The organism is Methylobacterium sp. J-043 (genome assembly GCF_022829505.1).
GTDB lineage: Bacteria > Pseudomonadota > Alphaproteobacteria > Rhizobiales > Beijerinckiaceae > Methylobacterium > Methylobacterium extorquens_A.
On the sequence record NZ_JAKSYB010000063.1, the window covers coordinates 539,296 to 554,286 of the forward strand.

At 69.4% G+C, this 14,991-nt stretch carries 14 protein-coding genes; 10 read left to right on the forward strand and 4 right to left on the reverse strand.

Going from position 1 to position 14,991, the window contains the following annotated elements:
• The first annotated feature begins 585 nt into the window (after positions 1-585).
• The 9 genes from MKK50_RS20525 (at position 586) to MKK50_RS20565 (ending at position 8,490) form a co-directional block, all read left to right on the forward strand.
• The gene (locus MKK50_RS20525) at positions 586-1,416 is read left to right on the forward strand and encodes a pyruvate, water dikinase regulatory protein (protein ID WP_003597705.1); all 831 of its coding nucleotides are present in this window, start codon (positions 586-588) and stop codon (positions 1,414-1,416) included.
• 10 nt (positions 1,417-1,426) lie between these two features.
• Positions 1,427-2,563, forward strand: a complete 1,137-nt coding sequence (locus MKK50_RS20530) for a glycosyltransferase family 61 protein (protein WP_499024950.1) — start codon at positions 1,427-1,429, stop codon at positions 2,561-2,563.
• Positions 2,564-2,579: 16 nt separating this feature from the next.
• Complete coding sequence (locus MKK50_RS20535) at positions 2,580-3,194, forward strand: Maf family protein (RefSeq protein WP_499024953.1); 615 nt, start codon at positions 2,580-2,582, stop codon at positions 3,192-3,194.
• A gap of 14 nt (positions 3,195-3,208) precedes the next feature.
• Entirely contained in the window at positions 3,209-4,216 is a 1,008-nt protein-coding gene (locus tag MKK50_RS20540; protein WP_499024955.1) for a cation diffusion facilitator family transporter, read from the forward strand.
• Between the two features lie 29 nt (positions 4,217-4,245).
• Positions 4,246-5,082: a shikimate dehydrogenase gene (locus MKK50_RS20545; RefSeq protein ID WP_499024957.1), complete on the forward strand. Its 837-nt coding sequence runs from the start codon at positions 4,246-4,248 to the stop codon at positions 5,080-5,082.
• Complete coding sequence (gene coaE, locus MKK50_RS20550) at positions 5,079-5,699, forward strand: dephospho-CoA kinase (RefSeq protein ID WP_499024959.1); 621 nt, start codon at positions 5,079-5,081, stop codon at positions 5,697-5,699. Before MKK50_RS20545 ends, coaE begins: the two co-directional genes overlap by 4 nt.
• A gap of 70 nt (positions 5,700-5,769) precedes the next feature.
• Entirely contained in the window at positions 5,770-6,480 is a 711-nt protein-coding gene (gene dnaQ / locus MKK50_RS20555) for a DNA polymerase III subunit epsilon (RefSeq protein ID WP_499024960.1), read from the forward strand.
• Between the two features lie 219 nt (positions 6,481-6,699).
• Entirely contained in the window at positions 6,700-7,149 is a 450-nt protein-coding gene (locus MKK50_RS20560; RefSeq protein ID WP_499024962.1) for a CopG family transcriptional regulator, read from the forward strand.
• A 72-nt stretch (positions 7,150-7,221) separates the two neighbouring features.
• Positions 7,222-8,490, forward strand: a complete 1,269-nt coding sequence (locus tag MKK50_RS20565; protein WP_499024963.1) for an extracellular catalytic domain type 1 short-chain-length polyhydroxyalkanoate depolymerase — start codon at positions 7,222-7,224, stop codon at positions 8,488-8,490.
• A 41-nt stretch (positions 8,491-8,531) separates the two neighbouring features.
• Here MKK50_RS20565 and MKK50_RS20570 read toward each other — a convergent pair whose 3' ends face one another.
• Both MKK50_RS20570 and MKK50_RS20575 read right to left on the reverse strand, forming a co-directional pair.
• Positions 8,532-8,987 carry an NUDIX hydrolase gene (locus tag MKK50_RS20570; RefSeq protein WP_499024965.1) on the reverse strand — a complete coding sequence of 152 codons (456 nt, stop codon included), beginning with the start codon at positions 8,985-8,987 and terminating at the stop codon, positions 8,532-8,534.
• Positions 8,984-9,883, reverse strand: a complete 900-nt coding sequence (locus MKK50_RS20575; protein ID WP_499024967.1) for a 4'-phosphopantetheinyl transferase family protein — start codon at positions 9,881-9,883, stop codon at positions 8,984-8,986. The genes MKK50_RS20570 and MKK50_RS20575 overlap by 4 nt, the downstream gene beginning before the upstream one ends.
• Positions 9,884-10,036: 153 nt before the next feature.
• On the opposite strand from MKK50_RS20575, the gene ampC reads away from it, so the two are divergent.
• Entirely contained in the window at positions 10,037-11,200 is a 1,164-nt protein-coding gene (gene ampC, locus MKK50_RS20580) for a class C beta-lactamase (protein ID WP_499024970.1), read from the forward strand.
• Positions 11,201-11,204: 4 nt separating this feature from the next.
• On the opposite strand, the gene MKK50_RS20585 is transcribed toward ampC, so the two are convergent.
• Positions 11,205-11,615: a GNAT family N-acetyltransferase gene (locus MKK50_RS20585; RefSeq protein ID WP_499024972.1), complete on the reverse strand. Its 411-nt coding sequence runs from the start codon at positions 11,613-11,615 to the stop codon at positions 11,205-11,207.
• Positions 11,616-11,622: 7 nt separating this feature from the next.
• Positions 11,623-14,535, reverse strand: coding sequence for a preprotein translocase subunit SecA (secA, locus tag MKK50_RS20590; RefSeq protein ID WP_253373574.1), 2,913 nt, complete (start codon positions 14,533-14,535; stop codon positions 11,623-11,625).
• Between the last annotated feature and the right edge of the window lie 456 nt (positions 14,536-14,991).

Sequence of the window (14,991 nt, forward strand, 5' to 3'; positions counted from 1 at the left end):
CCCCACGGCCACGGCGTTAATCGCCTCTTAACGGATTGGATCTAATGTCCACGATAGGCCAAGCTCAGCAGTGGCTTGCGTGGGCCCGTATGCCCTGACCGCCGCCTCGGTCCCGGATTCTCCCATCCGGGCGACTCCACCGTGTGCGCAGGGTCGGGGTGTTGAGGGCGGAGTCGATGGATCTTGGGGCAACCCGCCGTCGCGCTCCAAATGGGCCTGGTTTTCCCCACTTATCGACTCCCCGGACGCGCTCTGGGGACAGCGTGGCGGTAGTGGGACGCTAAATCACTGACAGAACAATCGAATAACAACGGATTGGTGGCGGTACCGGCCACTGCGCCGCCCTGCCGGAACGGTTCGGCTCCGTCGTTCCATGCCAGTGCGGGCCAGGCCCCGGCGTCATCCGCGAGGGTTGGCGACGCGCTCCGGCCGCTGCGATGACGGACCGTCCGGCCGCACGGCAGCCGGTGTCCCCCACGGACGACGGCAATTCGGCATCGCGCTTGCCCGAGAAAATGCTCTAAGCATCCCCTCGGGGCGGGTATGTCGCCCCGGACCGAGCGTCACGGCAGAGACGGGCCGACGATGAGCCGCAGCTACTTCCACCTTCATCTCGTCTCGGATTCCACCGGCGAGACCCTGATCAATGTCGGGCGCGCGGCGGCGGTGCAGTACGAGGGCATCTCGGCGATCGAGCACGTCTACCCGCTGGTGCGCTCGGGCGCGCAGCTCGAACGGGTGATCTCCGAGATCAAGGCGGCGCCGGGCCTCGTGCTCTATACGCTGGTCGGTCACGAACTGATCGAGCGCCTGGAGGAGGCCTGCCGCGAGACCGGCTCGCCGACGCTCAACGTGCTCCAGCCGGTGCACGCGCTGCTGCGCTCCTATCTCGGCGCGACCTCGACCGAGCGGCCGGGCGCCCAGCACATGCTGAACGCCGAGTACTTCAAGCGCATCGACGCCATGAACTTCACGCTCGCCCACGACGACGGCAACCTGCCGGCCGACCTCGACGAGGCCGACGTGGTGCTGGTCGGCGTCAGCCGCACCTCGAAGACGCCGACCTCGATCTATCTCGCCAACCGCGGGCTCAAGACCGCGAACCTGCCGCTGGTCCCCTCGATGCCGCTGCCGCCGAGCTTCGAGCGGGTCAAGAAGGCGCTGATCGTCGGGCTGATCGCCAGCCCCGAGCGGATCGTGCAGATCCGCCAGAACCGCCTGCTGAGTCTCAAGGCCGACGACAATTCCTCCTACGTCGATCGGCAATCGGTCTCCGACGAGATCGCCGCCTCGCGCCGGCTCTGCGCCAAGTACCGCTGGCCGACCATCGACGTGACCCGCCGCTCGATCGAGGAGACGGCCGCCGCGATCCTCGACCTCTACCGCGAGCACCGCCTCAAGTTCATCGCGACCTGAAGGCGGGGAGATGGAAGACGCGGGCCCTCCCGCGGCCGATCTGCGCGAGACCGTTGGGGCCGGGCGCGGGCGCTGCACCGATCTCAGCCTGTCCTACCGGGACTGGGCGCCCCCGCCCGAACTGCTGGTCGGCGCGGTGACGCCCAAGCTGCTGCGCGTCTATCACGAGCAGACCACCGTGCTCGGAACGAGCCTCTACGAGTTGCCGGGGGCGGAAGTGACGGAGGAGGGCGTCGTGCTCCTCGACGGCGTGTTCCAGTACGCCGCCCAGCTCAACATCTTCTCCGTCAACTTCGAGGGGCATTTCCGCGCCATCGCCGCGCGGCTTCCGAGCCTGCGGCGGGTCACCGTCGAGGAGCCGGTCGTGCTGCTGACCGGCATGGGCCACCAGATGTACGGCCACTGGCTGGTCGATTTCCTGCCGAAGCTGTTCCTGCTCGACCGGGCCGGTCACGACATCACGCGGCTGCGCTACCTCCTGCCCGCCGACACGCCGCGTTTCGCGCGAGATTGGCTCGGCCTCCTCGGCATCGGGAAGGACCGCCTCGTCGTCTACGACCGCACCGGCGATCTCGTCGTCTGCCGCTCCCTCCTCGTGCCGACGGCGCTCCGCTTCATCAGCCGCGCCTCGCCGCTGATACGGCAGGCCCGCCGCTTCCTCCTCGAGCGCGCCGCGCCCGGCGCTCGCTGGCGGCTCCCTTGGCCGCCCGGCCGCCGCCGCGAGAAACCGGGGAGCAAAAAACTCCTGATCTCCCGCTCGGATAACGCCGACACGCGCAACCGGCGCACCCTGGCGGAGCGGGCGGCGTTCGAGGAGACGGCGGTCGCCCGCGGCTTCACCCCCGTCCGGCCCGAGCGGCTGAGCGTGCCCGAACAGATCGCCCTGTTCCGCTCGGCCGGTACGATCATCGGCGAGTACGGTTCGGGGCTGCACGGTTCGCTGTTCGCCCCCCCCGGCACCACCGTGGTGGCGCTCCGCGACAACGGGCTCGAACTCGGCTTCCTGCAAAGCTCGATCGACCATACGCTGGGCCATGCCAGCGGCTACGTGATCGGCTCCGAGCGCTCGGAGGAGGGGTTCTTCTCCGTGGCGCCCGAGGATATCGACTTTCTGTTCGACTGGCTCGACTGGCGCGGCCTGCGCTGACGGAATCATTTTCGACGTGAACGCTTCTGCCCTCTGGCTCGCCCCCGCGCCCCTCCTTCTCGCCTCGGCGAGCGCCACCCGGCGCAATCTCCTGACGGGCGCCGGCCTGCCGGTGGAGACGGCACCCGCGCGGATCGACGAGCGCGCGTTGGAGGCCGAGGGCGGTGCCCTGGCTCCGATCGAACTGGCGCGGCGGTTGGCTCGGGCCAAGGCGGAGGAGGTGGCGGCCCGCCATCCCGGCCGCGTCGTGATCGGCGCCGACCAAGTGCTCGAATGCGAGGGCCGGATCTTCCACAAGCCCGCCGACCTCGCGGCGGCGCACGCCCATCTTGCCCGGCTCCAGGGCCGGACCCACCAGCTTCATTCGGCGGTCGCAATCGTACGCGGCGGCCACGCCGAGGATTTCGTCGAAACCGCGCGGCTGACTCTGCGTCCCCTCGATGCGGGGGCCATCGACGCCTATCTGCGGCTCGCGGGAGTAGCGGTCACGACCTCGGTCGGCGCCTACCAACTCGAAGGCCTCGGCATCCACCTGTTCGAGCAGGTCGAGGGCGACCATTCGACGATCCTCGGCCTGCCGCTCACGCCCCTTCTCGCGCGGCTGCGGGGCCTGGGCCTGCTGGCGTTCTGACACGGCGAGGGACGATGGACGACCACGGGCAGGATCATCGGCAGAGTCATCGACACGACCACGCCCATCCGGATCACGGCCACGATCATGCCGGGCACGGGCACAGTCATGCCCACGGTCATGGGGGCCATGGTCACGTCCACGCCCCGAAGAATTTCGGACCGGCCTTCGCCATCGGCATCGCGCTGAATCTCGGCTTCGTCGGCGTCGAGGCGGCCTATGGCTGGCTCTCGAACTCCATGGCGCTGGTGGCCGATGCCGGACACAACCTCTCCGACGTGCTCGGCCTCGTCGCCGCCTGGATCGCCGCGGTGCTGGTGAAGCGGGCGCCGTCGGCGCGCTTCACCTACGGCCTGCGCGGCTCCTCGATCCTGGCCGCTTTGTTCAACGCGGTGGTGCTTCTGGTCGCTACCGGCGGCATCATCGTCGAGGCGGTGCAGCGCTTCCTCGAGCCGGCCCCGGTCGCCGGCACCACGGTGATGGTGGTGGCCGGCATCGGCATCCTCATCAACGGCTTTACTGCGTGGCTGTTCGCCTCGGGTTCCAAGGACGACATCAACATCCGCGGCGCCTACCTGCACATGGTTGCCGACGCGGCGGTCTCGGCCGGCGTGGTGCTGGCGGGCCTCGTCATCCTCGCCACCGGTTTCGACTGGATCGACCCGCTGGTGAGCCTCGCCATCGCCGCGCTCATCATCGTCGCGACCTGGGGGCTCCTGCGCGACAGCGTGGCGATGTCGCTTGCCGCGGTGCCGCCCGGCATCGATCCGGAGGCGGTTCGCGCCACTCTCGCGGCCCGCCCCGGCGTGCGCGGGCTGCACGATCTCCACATCTGGCCGATGAGCACCACCGAAGTCGCCCTCACCGCCCATCTCGTGGTCGCCGACGAGGCGCCCGGCCGGCTCTTCCTCAAGGAGACGGCGGACGAGCTGCGGGCGCGCTTCGGCATCCATCACGCCACCCTCCAGATCGAGATCGAGGGGCAGACCGCCTGCACGCTGCCGGCGGCGTGCGTCGCGTGATGTCTCTCGACCTTCGCAAGCAGGATTCCATGACAGCCAGGGCCTTCGTCGTCGGCCATCCGATCCGCCATTCCCGCTCGCCGCTGATCCACGGGCACTGGCTCGCCGAGCACGGGTTGGATGGCAGCTACGAGCGCATCGATGTGGCGCCTGACGCGTTCGAGGCCTTCGTCCGCGGGCTTCCCGCCTCGGGCTTTGCCGGCGGCAACGTCACCATCCCGCACAAGGAGGCGGCCTTTCGGCTGGCCGATTCCCTGACGGAGCGGGCGCAAAAGATCGGCGCCGTGAACACGCTGATCGTCGAGGACGGCTGCGTGCGCGGCGACAATACCGACGCGCCGGGCTTCATCGCCCATCTCGACCACAGCCTCGGGCAGGGCTGGCCCGAGCGGACCGGCAGGTCCGCCCTGGTGCTCGGCGCGGGCGGCGCGGCGCGGGCCATCGTCGTCGGGCTGGTGGAGCGGGGGCTCTCGGTCCACGTCGCCAACCGCAGCCCCGAGCGGGCGCGGGTGCTGGCCGAACTCGACCCCGAACACGTTGAGGCGCTGGCCTGGGAGGCCGTGCCGGATGCACTTTCCGACACCGGGCTTCTCGTCAACACCACCTCGCTCGGCATGGCCGGGCACCCGCCGCTCGCTCTCGACCTCGCCCCGCTCCCGGACCACGCAGCGGTGGCCGACATCGTCTACGTGCCGCTGGAGACGCCGCTCCTCGCCGCGGCGCGGGCGCGGGGGCTTGCGGCAGTGGATGGGCTCGGCATGCTGCTGCACCAGGCGGTGCCGTGCTTTGCCGCCTGGTTCGGCCTGCGCCCCGAGGTGACGCCGGCCCTGCGCCAAAAAATCGTCGCGGATCTCGTCGCGAAATGAGCGCTTCCGAACAACCCCGCCCTCCCGTGGTGCTCGGGCTCACCGGCTCGATCGGCATGGGAAAGTCGGCCACCGCCGCGATGTTTTCCGCCCGCGGCGTCCCGGTCCATGATTCGGACGCGGCGGTCCACGCCCTCTACGGGCCGGGCGGCGCCGCGGCGCAGGCGATCAGGGACGCCTTTCCCGGCGCCTTGACGCCGGAGGGCGGCGTCGATCGCCCGGCCCTGCGCACGGCGGTGCTCGGCAATGCCGAAAAACTCGCCCGGCTGGAGGCGATCGTGCATCCGCTGGTTCGCGACGAGAGCCGCGCCTTCCTCGCCCGCAACGCGGGGGCGCCGCTCGTCGTCCTCGACATCCCGCTCCTGTTCGAGACCGGGGCCGACGCCCGCTGCGACGCCGTCCTCGTCGTCACCGCTCCGCCGGAGGTGCAGCGCGCCCGCGTGCTCGCCCGCCCCGGCATGACCGAGGATGCGTTCGACGCGATCCGTGCCAAGCAGATGCCGGATGCCGAGAAGCGGGCGCGAGCGGACTACGTGATCGACACGAGCCGCGGGTTCGAACACGCCGAAGGCGAGGTGAAGCGGATCGTCGAGGAACTGGCCAACCGAACCCGCTGAGGGACGCTGTCGGTTAACGCATCCTTCGCCAGCCGCGCGCAGGCTGTGTTCCTGCATCGGATCGGAAAAAATGCTGCGCGAGATCGTCCTCGATACCGAGACCACCGGCACGGAGGCTCGAAACGGCGACCGGCTGATCGAGATCGGCTGCGTCGAACTCATCAACCACGTCCAGACCGGCGAGACCTTCCACCGGCTCATCAACCCGCAGCGCGCGGTGTCCGAGGGGGCGTTCGGGGTCCACGGCATCTCGGATGCGATGCTGGCCGACAAGCCGGTCTTCGCCGAGGTGGTCGACGCCTTCGTCGCCTTCTGCCGCGATTCGCGGCTGGTGATCCACAACGCGCCCTTCGACGTCGGCTTCCTCAATATGGAGTTCGCCCGGCTCGGGCCCGCCGCGCCGAAGCCGATTGTGCTGGAGGACGTGGTCGATACCCTGCTGCTCGCCCGCCGCAAGCATCCGGGCGCGGCCAACAACCTCGATGCCCTGTGCAACCGCTACGGGGTGGACACCACCCGCCGGGTCAAGCACGGCGCGCTGCTCGACGCGCAGATCCTGGCCGAGGTCTATGTCGAGTTGCTCGGCGGCAAGCAGACCACCCTAGGTCTCAGCATCGCCGAACCGGCGGAGACCGTGGCGCTCGGTGCCCTGACCGATTCGGGTCCGGTCGGGCCGCGGCCGATCCGCAGCCGGCTCACCGAGGGTGAGCGCCTGAGGCATGACAGCTTTGTCGAGAGCCTCGGAACAAACGCCGTCTGGCGGGAATACATGGAGCCGTGAGCCGTTGCCCGCAGCGGTGACCGCACCGGCAACGATCCGTTAAGTCTTTCTCGGCGCGCAGTCTTTGGTGTCGAGTGGCCCGTCCTTCGACCGGCGAGGCGCAAGTGGCGCCTCTCCCATCTCCTCATCCCATCTTGCTGCAATGCAAAAAACTTCATCTTGCGGTGCAGCATAAGCCTTTCCATACCATCCTGGTGGCTGGCGCAGGGATGTCGCGCGATGATGGACGTGATTCAGGAGCGGCGGCCGGATGCCCCGATCGCCGTGAGACTCGGGCCCAAACCCGGCGACCATGAGAAGATCACGGTCAATCTCGGCTTCGTCGATCTCGGGCATGTCGATCTCCTCGTGTCGGAGGGCGTCTACGCCAACCGCAGCGACTTCATCCGCACGGCGGTCCGCAACCAGATCGAGCGGCACGCCGACATCACCCGCCAATCGGTGGCCCGCAAACCGATCGAAGTCGGCCTGCGCCGCTACGGCCGGGCCGAACTGGAAGCGGCGCAGGCGGCGGGGACCCGGCTCGACATCCGCGTCCTCGGCCTCGCCGTCATCGCCGACGACGTTCCCGCCGACCTCGCCAGCGCCGCGATCGCATCGATCGAAGTGCTCGGCAGCCTCCAGGCGAGCCCCGCCGTGAAGCGGGTGCTGGCCGACCGCCTGCCCTGACCCTCGGAAAATCCCCCTCGTGACCCGCTGCGCTCGCGCGCGCCCGTCGCCGACCCGGAAAGCGAGACCCGCATGACCGAACGTCACAACGCCTTCTTCACGGATATCGCCGAGGCCACCCGCCTGACCCAGGCCGGACGGCTCGGTGAGGCGACCGCCCTCATCCAGCGCAGCCTCGGCGGTGCGAACCTCTCCGCCGAGGGGGCGCGGCCGACCGATGCGTCGCCCGCCCCGAACGGGACGCCGCGGCTCGAAGCCCCGGCGACCCGGCTCGATCCGGAGGTGGGTGCGGCTCAGCCTACGGATCACGCGACGCTGATCCCCGAACGGCTTCGCGAGAACATCGACCATGTGATGCAGGGCCTGCGCTCGCTGGTGCCGTCGCTGAATGGGCTGACGGGCGGTGGCCAGGAGGCGCCCAGACCCAACGGTACCGAACCCGCCGGGGTCGCGTCGGAGGGCGGCCAGTTCGTCGAGCGCAGCTTCTCCAATGCCGCCGGGGCGCGGGACTACAAGCTGTTCATCCCGAGCCCGCGGAGCGGACCCCGTCCGCTGCTCGTGATGCTGCACGGCTGCAGCCAGTCGCCGGAGGATTTCGCGGCGGGAACGCGCATGAACACGCTCGCCGAGGAGGAGGGGGTCTACGTCGCCTATCCCCGCCAGACGAGCCGGGCCAACGCGCAGAAGTGCTGGAACTGGTTCGAGCCCGGCGATCAGGGCCGGGAGATGGGCGAGGCCGGCATCGTTGCGGGCCTCGTCCGCGCGGTCTGCGCCGAGCATTCGATCGATCGCTCCCGCATCTACATCGCCGGGCTCTCGGCGGGCGGGGCGGCGGCGGCCAACATCGCCCGGGCCTATCCCGACCTGTTCGCGGGCCTCGGCGTGCATTCGGGCCTTGCCGCGGGCTGCGCCCGCGACCTGCCCTCGGCGCTCTCGGCGATGCGCGTCGGCGCGCCCGGTGCGGCCGAGCCCGGCGGTGCGGCCGGCTTCGGCGCCGGCGCGGTGACGCAGAACCTGCGGGTGCCGACCATCGTCTTCCACGGCGAGGGTGACGGCACCGTCCATCCGCGCAACGCCGACGCGGTGCTGGCGCAGGCCGGCATCGACGCCCTGACGCCGCGGCAGGAGGGCGGCAGCAACGGCCGTCACAGCTACACCCGCACCCGCTACGCCGACGAGGCCGGCCGGGTCCAGGTCGAGGCATGGTCGGTGCAGGGCGCGGGCCATGCGTGGTGCGGCGGCAGTTCGGCAGGCAGCTACACCGACCCGAACGGGCCGGACGCCTCCCGCGCGATGCTCGACTTCTTCCTCAGCCACAACCTGACGGGCGGGCGAGGGTAAGCATCACAGAAAGGCCGGAGCATCGTCCCGAACACCGGTCCTCACCGTTCGCGACGGTGCTCCAGCGCGGCTGCAAGGCCGTCGGGGAAGAGGGCGGCGCCGTCCGGAAGGGCATCCGGCCGGCACCAGCGCGCGGTGCAGGCCGTGCCGTCATCCTCGCTGAAGCGGATCACGTCGCGGTCGTAGAGGGCTGCATCGTGAAGGCGGATGTCGGCGGAAAACACGATCTCGTGGCCGAGCGCACCTTCGTGGCGGTAGATGTTCTCGAACACCGTCCAAGGGCTCGTGATCGCCACGCCGCAGCCCAGCTCCTCCCGAAATTCCCGATCCAGGGCCTGTTCGCGGGTCTCGCCGAAGGCGACACTGCCACCGGGCGGACGCAGGCCCTTGATCCGGCCGTGATCGTCGAGGACTTCGACCGCCAGCAGCGCGTCCCCTCGCCACGCCAGACCGATCACCTTGACGCGGATCGCTTGCGGTGGGCGCCAAGATGTCATCGGTCTCCGGTCCTTTCGCGATCGCCGCGCGGGGGCTTTGCGGCGTCCTCAGCCTCGGCCGCGCGCTCTTCGGCCCGCCACCGCGTCGCGGCGTCAGCCAAACCCGCCCGCAGATCCTCCCAGGCCGCCGCTTCGACCGCAAGCGCCACCGCCGGAGGGCGCGGCAGAACGAGGGCGGCGGCGAGATCCCCCGCCCCGAGACTCAGGCCCCGGTACTGCGCGAAATTGGCGAAGGTGACGCCGAGCCCCGGCGGCTCCGCCACGACGCTGCCGACGGCGAGGAGTTCGAGCGGCACGGTGAGGCCGCAGCGCAGCGCCTTGGACAGCGCCTCCTTCAGGCACCACAGCCGGGTCAGCCGCTCGGCCTCCGGCGCGTCGAGCCGGGCGGCGAGGTGGCGGCGCTCGACCGCCGTGGTCTGCCGCGTCAGCAGCGCGACGTTGACCGGCTGAATCCGCTCCAGATCGATCCCCATCGGGCAGGCCTCGGGAAACACCACCGCCACGGCGACCGGGCCGGCATGGGACAGGCTGATGCCGAGGTTCTCGACCCCGCCGCCGGACAGAACCGGCTGCTCCAGCACGCCGGGCCGGATCGCCAGATCCCGGGGGTCGAGATCGGGCTTGAGCGCGGCGAGGGCGCATTTCGCCGCGTAGCGCCCGATCAAGAGGCCGTGGCGGCGGCGGGCATGGAGCCGGTCGGTGAGCAGCGCGGCTTCGTCCGGGTGAAGGAAGCCGCCGCGATGAGCGTCGAGCCAATCGAGCGGCGCGCTCGCGAGCGCCAGAACGGCCTGCGTCACGCCGGTCCGAGGCGCATCGAGCGTGAGGCGCAGGCTCCGCACCAGCGGGACGGCGGCCTCCGCACCTGCCGCGCTTTCGGCGCTTTCCTCACACGTCATGACCGGCATCCACCTCGCTCGCCTTCGCATCGTCCTGGAACCGGATCCAGGACGATGCTCTAGGCTCTTGTTATTGCATCATCTTTTTCCGAAAGCCGGCAACCACCTTTCGGGATGATGCTCTCGCCAAGAAGGAAATGCGCCATCTCCGCAATGCGAAAGCGCGCGCTGGCCGCCCTCGTCCTGAGCGGCTTATCGCATCTCCCGACATCTGCCCTGGCCGACGATCCGTCCGCGCGGGTCGCCGCCGCGGTCGAGCAGGCCTATCGCCCGCTCCTGAAGGCGTACGACGTGCCCGGCCTCGCCGTCGCCGTCACCCGCGAGGGGCATTCGACCGTCTTCACCTTCGGGCTCGCCGACCGGGAGCGGCAGCGGCCGGTGACGCGCGACACGCTGTTCGAGATCGGCTCGGTCAGCAAGATCTTCACGGCGACGCTCGTTTCCTACGCACAGGGGCTCGGCCGGCTCTCGCTCGACGACGCGCCGAGCCGGTTCCTGCCGTCGCTGCGGGGCAGCGCGCTCGACCGGATCAGCCTGCTCGACCTCGGCACCTACAGCGCGGGCGGCCTGCCGCTGCAATTTCCCGACAGCGTCACCGACGAGGCGGCGATGATCGCCTACTTTCGCCGGTGGCAACCCTCCGCGCCGCCCGGAACGCAGAGGCTCTATTCCAATCCCAGTCTCGGCCTGTTCGGAGCCGCCGCCGCCGCTTCCATGGGTGGCGACTTCGCCGGCTTGGTGGAAACCCGGCTGTTTCCGGGGCTCGGCCTGACGCACAGCTTCATCCGCGTGCCCGTTGCCGAGAGCGAGCACTACGCGTGGGGTTACGGCCGGGACGGCACGCCGATCCGGGTCAATCAGGGCGTCCTCGACGGGGAGGCCTACGGCGTCAAATCCAGCGCCGCCGACATGATCCGCTTCGTCGAGGCCAACATCGATCCCGGCCGCCTCGACCCGCCGATGCGGCAGGCGGTTCAAGGCACCCATGTCGGCTATGTCCGAAGCGATGCGATGGTGCAGGGGCTCGGCTGGGAGCAGTTGCCCTTTCCGATCCCGCTGGAGCGCCTTCAGGCCGGCAACGCCGATCCGGTGCGGTTCGAGGCGCAACCTGCCGCGCGGCTTGATCCGCCGCAGGTGCCGATGGGGGCGACGCTGTTCAACAAGACCGGCTCGACCAACGGTTTTGGCGCCTACGTCGCCTTCGTACCGGCCAAACGCATCGGCCTCGTCATGCTGGCCAACCGCGCGTTTCCCATACGAGCGCGCATCGCAGCGGCCCACGCGGTGCTGGAGGCGTTGGCGGCCGAGGCGCCCTGACCCGTCACCGCTCCCGGTCGGTGCGGAAGGCGTGCGGCACGCGCGGCATGCCGAGGGCCTCGTAATAGCCCTCGATCCCCGGCGCGGCCGTGAGCAGCAGCGAGGCCTCGGGGCCGGCCGCCGCCCGCGTTTCCGCGATCAGCCGGCGGCCGATGCCGAGGCCCTGGCAGTCGCGGGCGACCGCGAGGGTGGCGAGATAGGCGCAGGAGGCGAAATCGGTCAGCGTGCGCGCCACGCCGACGAGGCGCCCGCCGAGCCGGGCGGTGACGATCAGGTCGGATTCCCTCAGAATCCGCCGGAGTCGTTCGAGATCTTCGTCCCGTCGCCAGGGCTCGAGCCCCGATTCGACGAGGACACCCCAAAAGGTCTCCGCGTCGAGATCCGGCTCCAGCCCGTAGACGAGCGCGCCGCTCACCGAAGGCTCACGCCTCGGTGGCGAAGCGGCCGTGGCAGTGCTTGTACTTCTTGCCCGAGCCGCAGGGGCAGGGTTCGTTGCGGCCGACCCGGCCCCAGGTGGAGGCGTCGTCGGGCTTGCGCTCCAGCACGGCCGCGTCCGTCGAGAGTTCGCGCGCGGCAAAGCCGTAGGCGCCCCCCGCCCCGCCGTCGCTGCCGGAGCCGGCGAAGGCGAACTCGTTCTCGCCGGTCACCGGGTCGCGGTGCTCGGGGAACATCGGCGGCAATTGCGGTTCGCTGAAGCCGGCGCTCTCGAACCCGCCGTCGGTGAAGCCCTCCGGCTGCTGCTGCATGATCTCGACATGCGAGAGCTGGGCGGTCACCTGCTCGCGCAGGGCCGTGACGAGGCCATTGAACAGCTCGAAGGCCTCGGACTTGTACTCGTTGAGCGGGTCGCGCTGGGCGAAGCCGCGCCAGCCGATCACCTGCCGCAGGTGGTCGAGGGTGACGAGGTGCTCGCGCCAGAGGTGGTCGAGCACCTGCAGCACCACCTGCTTCTCGACATAGGTCATCACCTCCACGCCGTTGCGCTCGACGCGGGCGGCGTAGGATTCGTCGGAAGCCTTGCGCAGGCGCTCGCGGATCTCCTCGTCGGCGATGCCCTCTTCCCGGACCCACTCTTCCACCGGCAGGTCGAGGCCGAGCACGTCGAGGGCGCGGTGCTTCAGCCCCTCCGCGTCCCACTGCTCAGCATAGGCGTTCTCGGGGATGTGCACGGCGACGAAGTCGTCGATCACGCCGTGGCGCATCTCGTCCACGGTCTCGCGCACGCTGTCCTGGCCCATCAGGTCGCGGCGCTGCTCGAACACGACCTTGCGCTGGTCGTTCATCACGTTGTCGTACTTGAGCACGTTCTTGCGCATGTCGAAGTTGCGCGCTTCGACCTTCTGCTGCGCCTTCTCGATCGCCTTGTTGATCCAGGGATGGATGATCGCCTCGCCCTGCTCCAGGCCGAGCCGCTGCAGCATCCCGTCCATGCGGTCGGAGCCGAAGATCCGCATCAGGTCGTCCTTGAGGGACAGGTAGAATTTCGAGCGGCCCGGATCGCCCTGGCGGCCGGAGCGGCCGCGCAGCTGGTTGTCGATGCGCCGGGATTCGTGGCGCTCGGTGCCGATGATGTAGAGCCCGCCCGGCAGATCCTTCTTCCGGCCCGCTTCCGGGTCGGCCTTCTCGCCCGACGCCAGCACCTTGGTGCGGTTCTCGGCGATCTCGGCCTTCAGCGCCGCGATCGCCGCGTCGCGCTCGGGCCCCTCCGCCATGCCGCCGAGCTCCTTCTCGATGCGCATCTCGAGGTTGCCGCCGAGTTTGATGTCGGTGCCGCGGCCGGCCATGTTGGTGGCGATGGTGATGGCGCCCGGCACGCCGGCCTCGGCCACGATGTAGGCTTCCTGCTCGTGGAAGCGGGCGTTGAGCACGGCGAAGCGCTTGGTCACCCGGTTCTCGCGGGCGGCCTTGTAGACGTCGGTCAGAGCGTTCGGGTCGGAATAGTCGAGCAGGGTGTAACCGGCCTTCTTCAGCAGTTCGCCGATCAGCTCCGATTTCTCGATCGAGCCGGTGCCGACCAGGATCGGCTGGTGGCGGGCATGCGCCTTGTCGATCTCCTTGATGATCGCCTCGTACTTCTCCTCGACGGTGCGGTAGACCTCGTCGTCCTCGTCGACGCGCTCGACCTCCTTGTTGGTCGGGATGTCGACCACGTCGAGCTTGTAGATCTCGGCGAACTCGTCGGCCTCGGTCGAGGCGGTGCCGGTCATGCCGGCGAGCTTCTTGTAGAGGCGGAAGTAGTTCTGGAAGGTGATCGAGGCGAGCGTCTGGTTCTCGGGCTGGATCGTCACCCGCTCCTTGGCTTCCAGCGCCTGGTGCAGGCCTTCCGAGTAGCGCCGGCCCTGCATCATGCGGCCGGTGAACTCGTCGATGATGACGACCTCGTCGTTCTTGACGATGTAGTCCTTGTCCAGGGTGAACAGGGTGTGGGCGCGCAACGCCTGGTTCACGTGGTGGACGATGGTGACGTTGTGCGCGTCGTAGAGGTCGCCCTCCTTGAGGATGCCCTCGGCGCGCAGCTCCTCCTCGATGAACTCGTTGCCAGCCTCGGTGAGCGAGACTTGCCGCTGCTTCTCGTCGAGGTCGTAATGCTCAGGCGTCAGGCGCGGCATCACCGTATCGACGGCGACGTAGAGTTCCGAGCGGTCGTCCACCGGGCCGGAGATGATGAGCGGCGTGCGCGCCTCGTCGATGAGGATCGAATCGACCTCGTCGACGATGGCGAAGTGGTGCCCCCGCTGCGTCATCTGCGAGAGCTCGTACTTCATGTTGTCGCGAAGATAGTCGAAGCCGAACTCGTTGTTGGTGCCGTAGGTGATGTCGCAGGTATACGCTTCCTTGCGCTGCCCGTCGTCGAGCCCGTGCACGATGGTGCCGACGGTGAGCCCGAGGAAGCGGTAGACCCGGCCCATCCACTCCGCGTCGCGCGAGGCGAGGTAGTCGTTGACGGTGATGACGTGGACGCCCTTGCCCTCGAGGGCGTTGAGGTAGACCGGCAGCGTCGCCACCAGGGTCTTGCCCTCGCCGGTCTTCATCTCCGAGATGCCGGACTCGTGCAGCACCATGCCGCCGATCATCTGCACGTCGAAGTGGCGCTGGCCGAGCACGCGCTTGGCCGCCTCGCGCACGGTGGCGAAGGCGGGCACCAAGAGGTCGTCGAGGCGGGTGCCGGCGGCGAGCTGGTCGCGGAACTCCTGCGTGCGGGCGCGCAGCTGCTCGTCGGAGAGAACGCTGATTTCCGGTTCGAGCGCGTTGATGGCCGCGACGCGTGGGCGAAAACCCTTGACGCGGCGGTCGTTGGACGAGCCGAAAATCTTCTTGGCGAGGGCACCGAGCATCGTGAACCTGCGGTCGTGAGGTCGTCGCGAGCGGCATTTTTCGCGCCGCCGGCCTGCGTTGGGCGGGCTTATAGAGGTAAATATCCGCAGGCGCATCCGGTAGTGCCGGACCGGACAGTCAAGAGATCGCCCGGTCCGGCTTTTTGGCCGGCCTTCATCGTCGGTGCCCGCCGCCGCAGGCTCAAGCTCTCGCTCCGCTCAGGACCCAAATTTCTGAAAAGCCCGCTCCGCGCGGTACTTTTCGCCCCCGACAGGCGGTGCCATCGCTCTTCGTGCGACAGCCTCATCGACCCGCGGTCACGAGACCGCGCGGCGGTCACGGCCACGCTTGCCTTTGCCCGGAAGAGGTTCCACCTGTGTCGCGCTTCGCGGCACCTGCCGCATTCCCGACGAGCCCCGCGGGACGAAGCCGGACGGCGTACAGACCGGCCCGGCGGGGACGACGCCCAAGGAACG

What these genes read in the sequence shown, in the direction of transcription:
- MKK50_RS20525 (WP_003597705.1), top strand. Translation starts at nt 586, where the DNA reads ATGAGCCGCAGCTACTTCCACCTTCATCTCGTCTCGGATTCCACCGGC.
- MKK50_RS20530 (WP_499024950.1), top strand. Translation starts at nt 1,427, where the DNA reads ATGGAAGACGCGGGCCCTCCCGCGGCCGATCTGCGCGAGACCGTTGGG.
- MKK50_RS20540 (WP_499024955.1), top strand. Translation starts at nt 3,209, where the DNA reads ATGGACGACCACGGGCAGGATCATCGGCAGAGTCATCGACACGACCAC.
- MKK50_RS20545 (WP_499024957.1), top strand. Translation starts at nt 4,246, where the DNA reads ATGACAGCCAGGGCCTTCGTCGTCGGCCATCCGATCCGCCATTCCCGC.
- coaE (WP_499024959.1), top strand. Translation starts at nt 5,079, where the DNA reads ATGAGCGCTTCCGAACAACCCCGCCCTCCCGTGGTGCTCGGGCTCACC.
- dnaQ (WP_499024960.1), top strand. Translation starts at nt 5,770, where the DNA reads ATGCTGCGCGAGATCGTCCTCGATACCGAGACCACCGGCACGGAGGCT.
- MKK50_RS20560 (WP_499024962.1), top strand. Translation starts at nt 6,700, where the DNA reads ATGATGGACGTGATTCAGGAGCGGCGGCCGGATGCCCCGATCGCCGTG.
- MKK50_RS20565 (WP_499024963.1), top strand. Translation starts at nt 7,222, where the DNA reads ATGACCGAACGTCACAACGCCTTCTTCACGGATATCGCCGAGGCCACC.
- MKK50_RS20570 (WP_499024965.1), bottom strand. Translation starts at nt 8,987, where the DNA reads ATGACATCTTGGCGCCCACCGCAAGCGATCCGCGTCAAGGTGATCGGT.
- MKK50_RS20575 (WP_499024967.1), bottom strand. Translation starts at nt 9,883, where the DNA reads ATGACGTGTGAGGAAAGCGCCGAAAGCGCGGCAGGTGCGGAGGCCGCC.
- ampC (WP_499024970.1), top strand. Translation starts at nt 10,037, where the DNA reads ATGCGAAAGCGCGCGCTGGCCGCCCTCGTCCTGAGCGGCTTATCGCAT.
- secA (WP_253373574.1), bottom strand. Translation starts at nt 14,535, where the DNA reads ATGCTCGGTGCCCTCGCCAAGAAGATTTTCGGCTCGTCCAACGACCGC.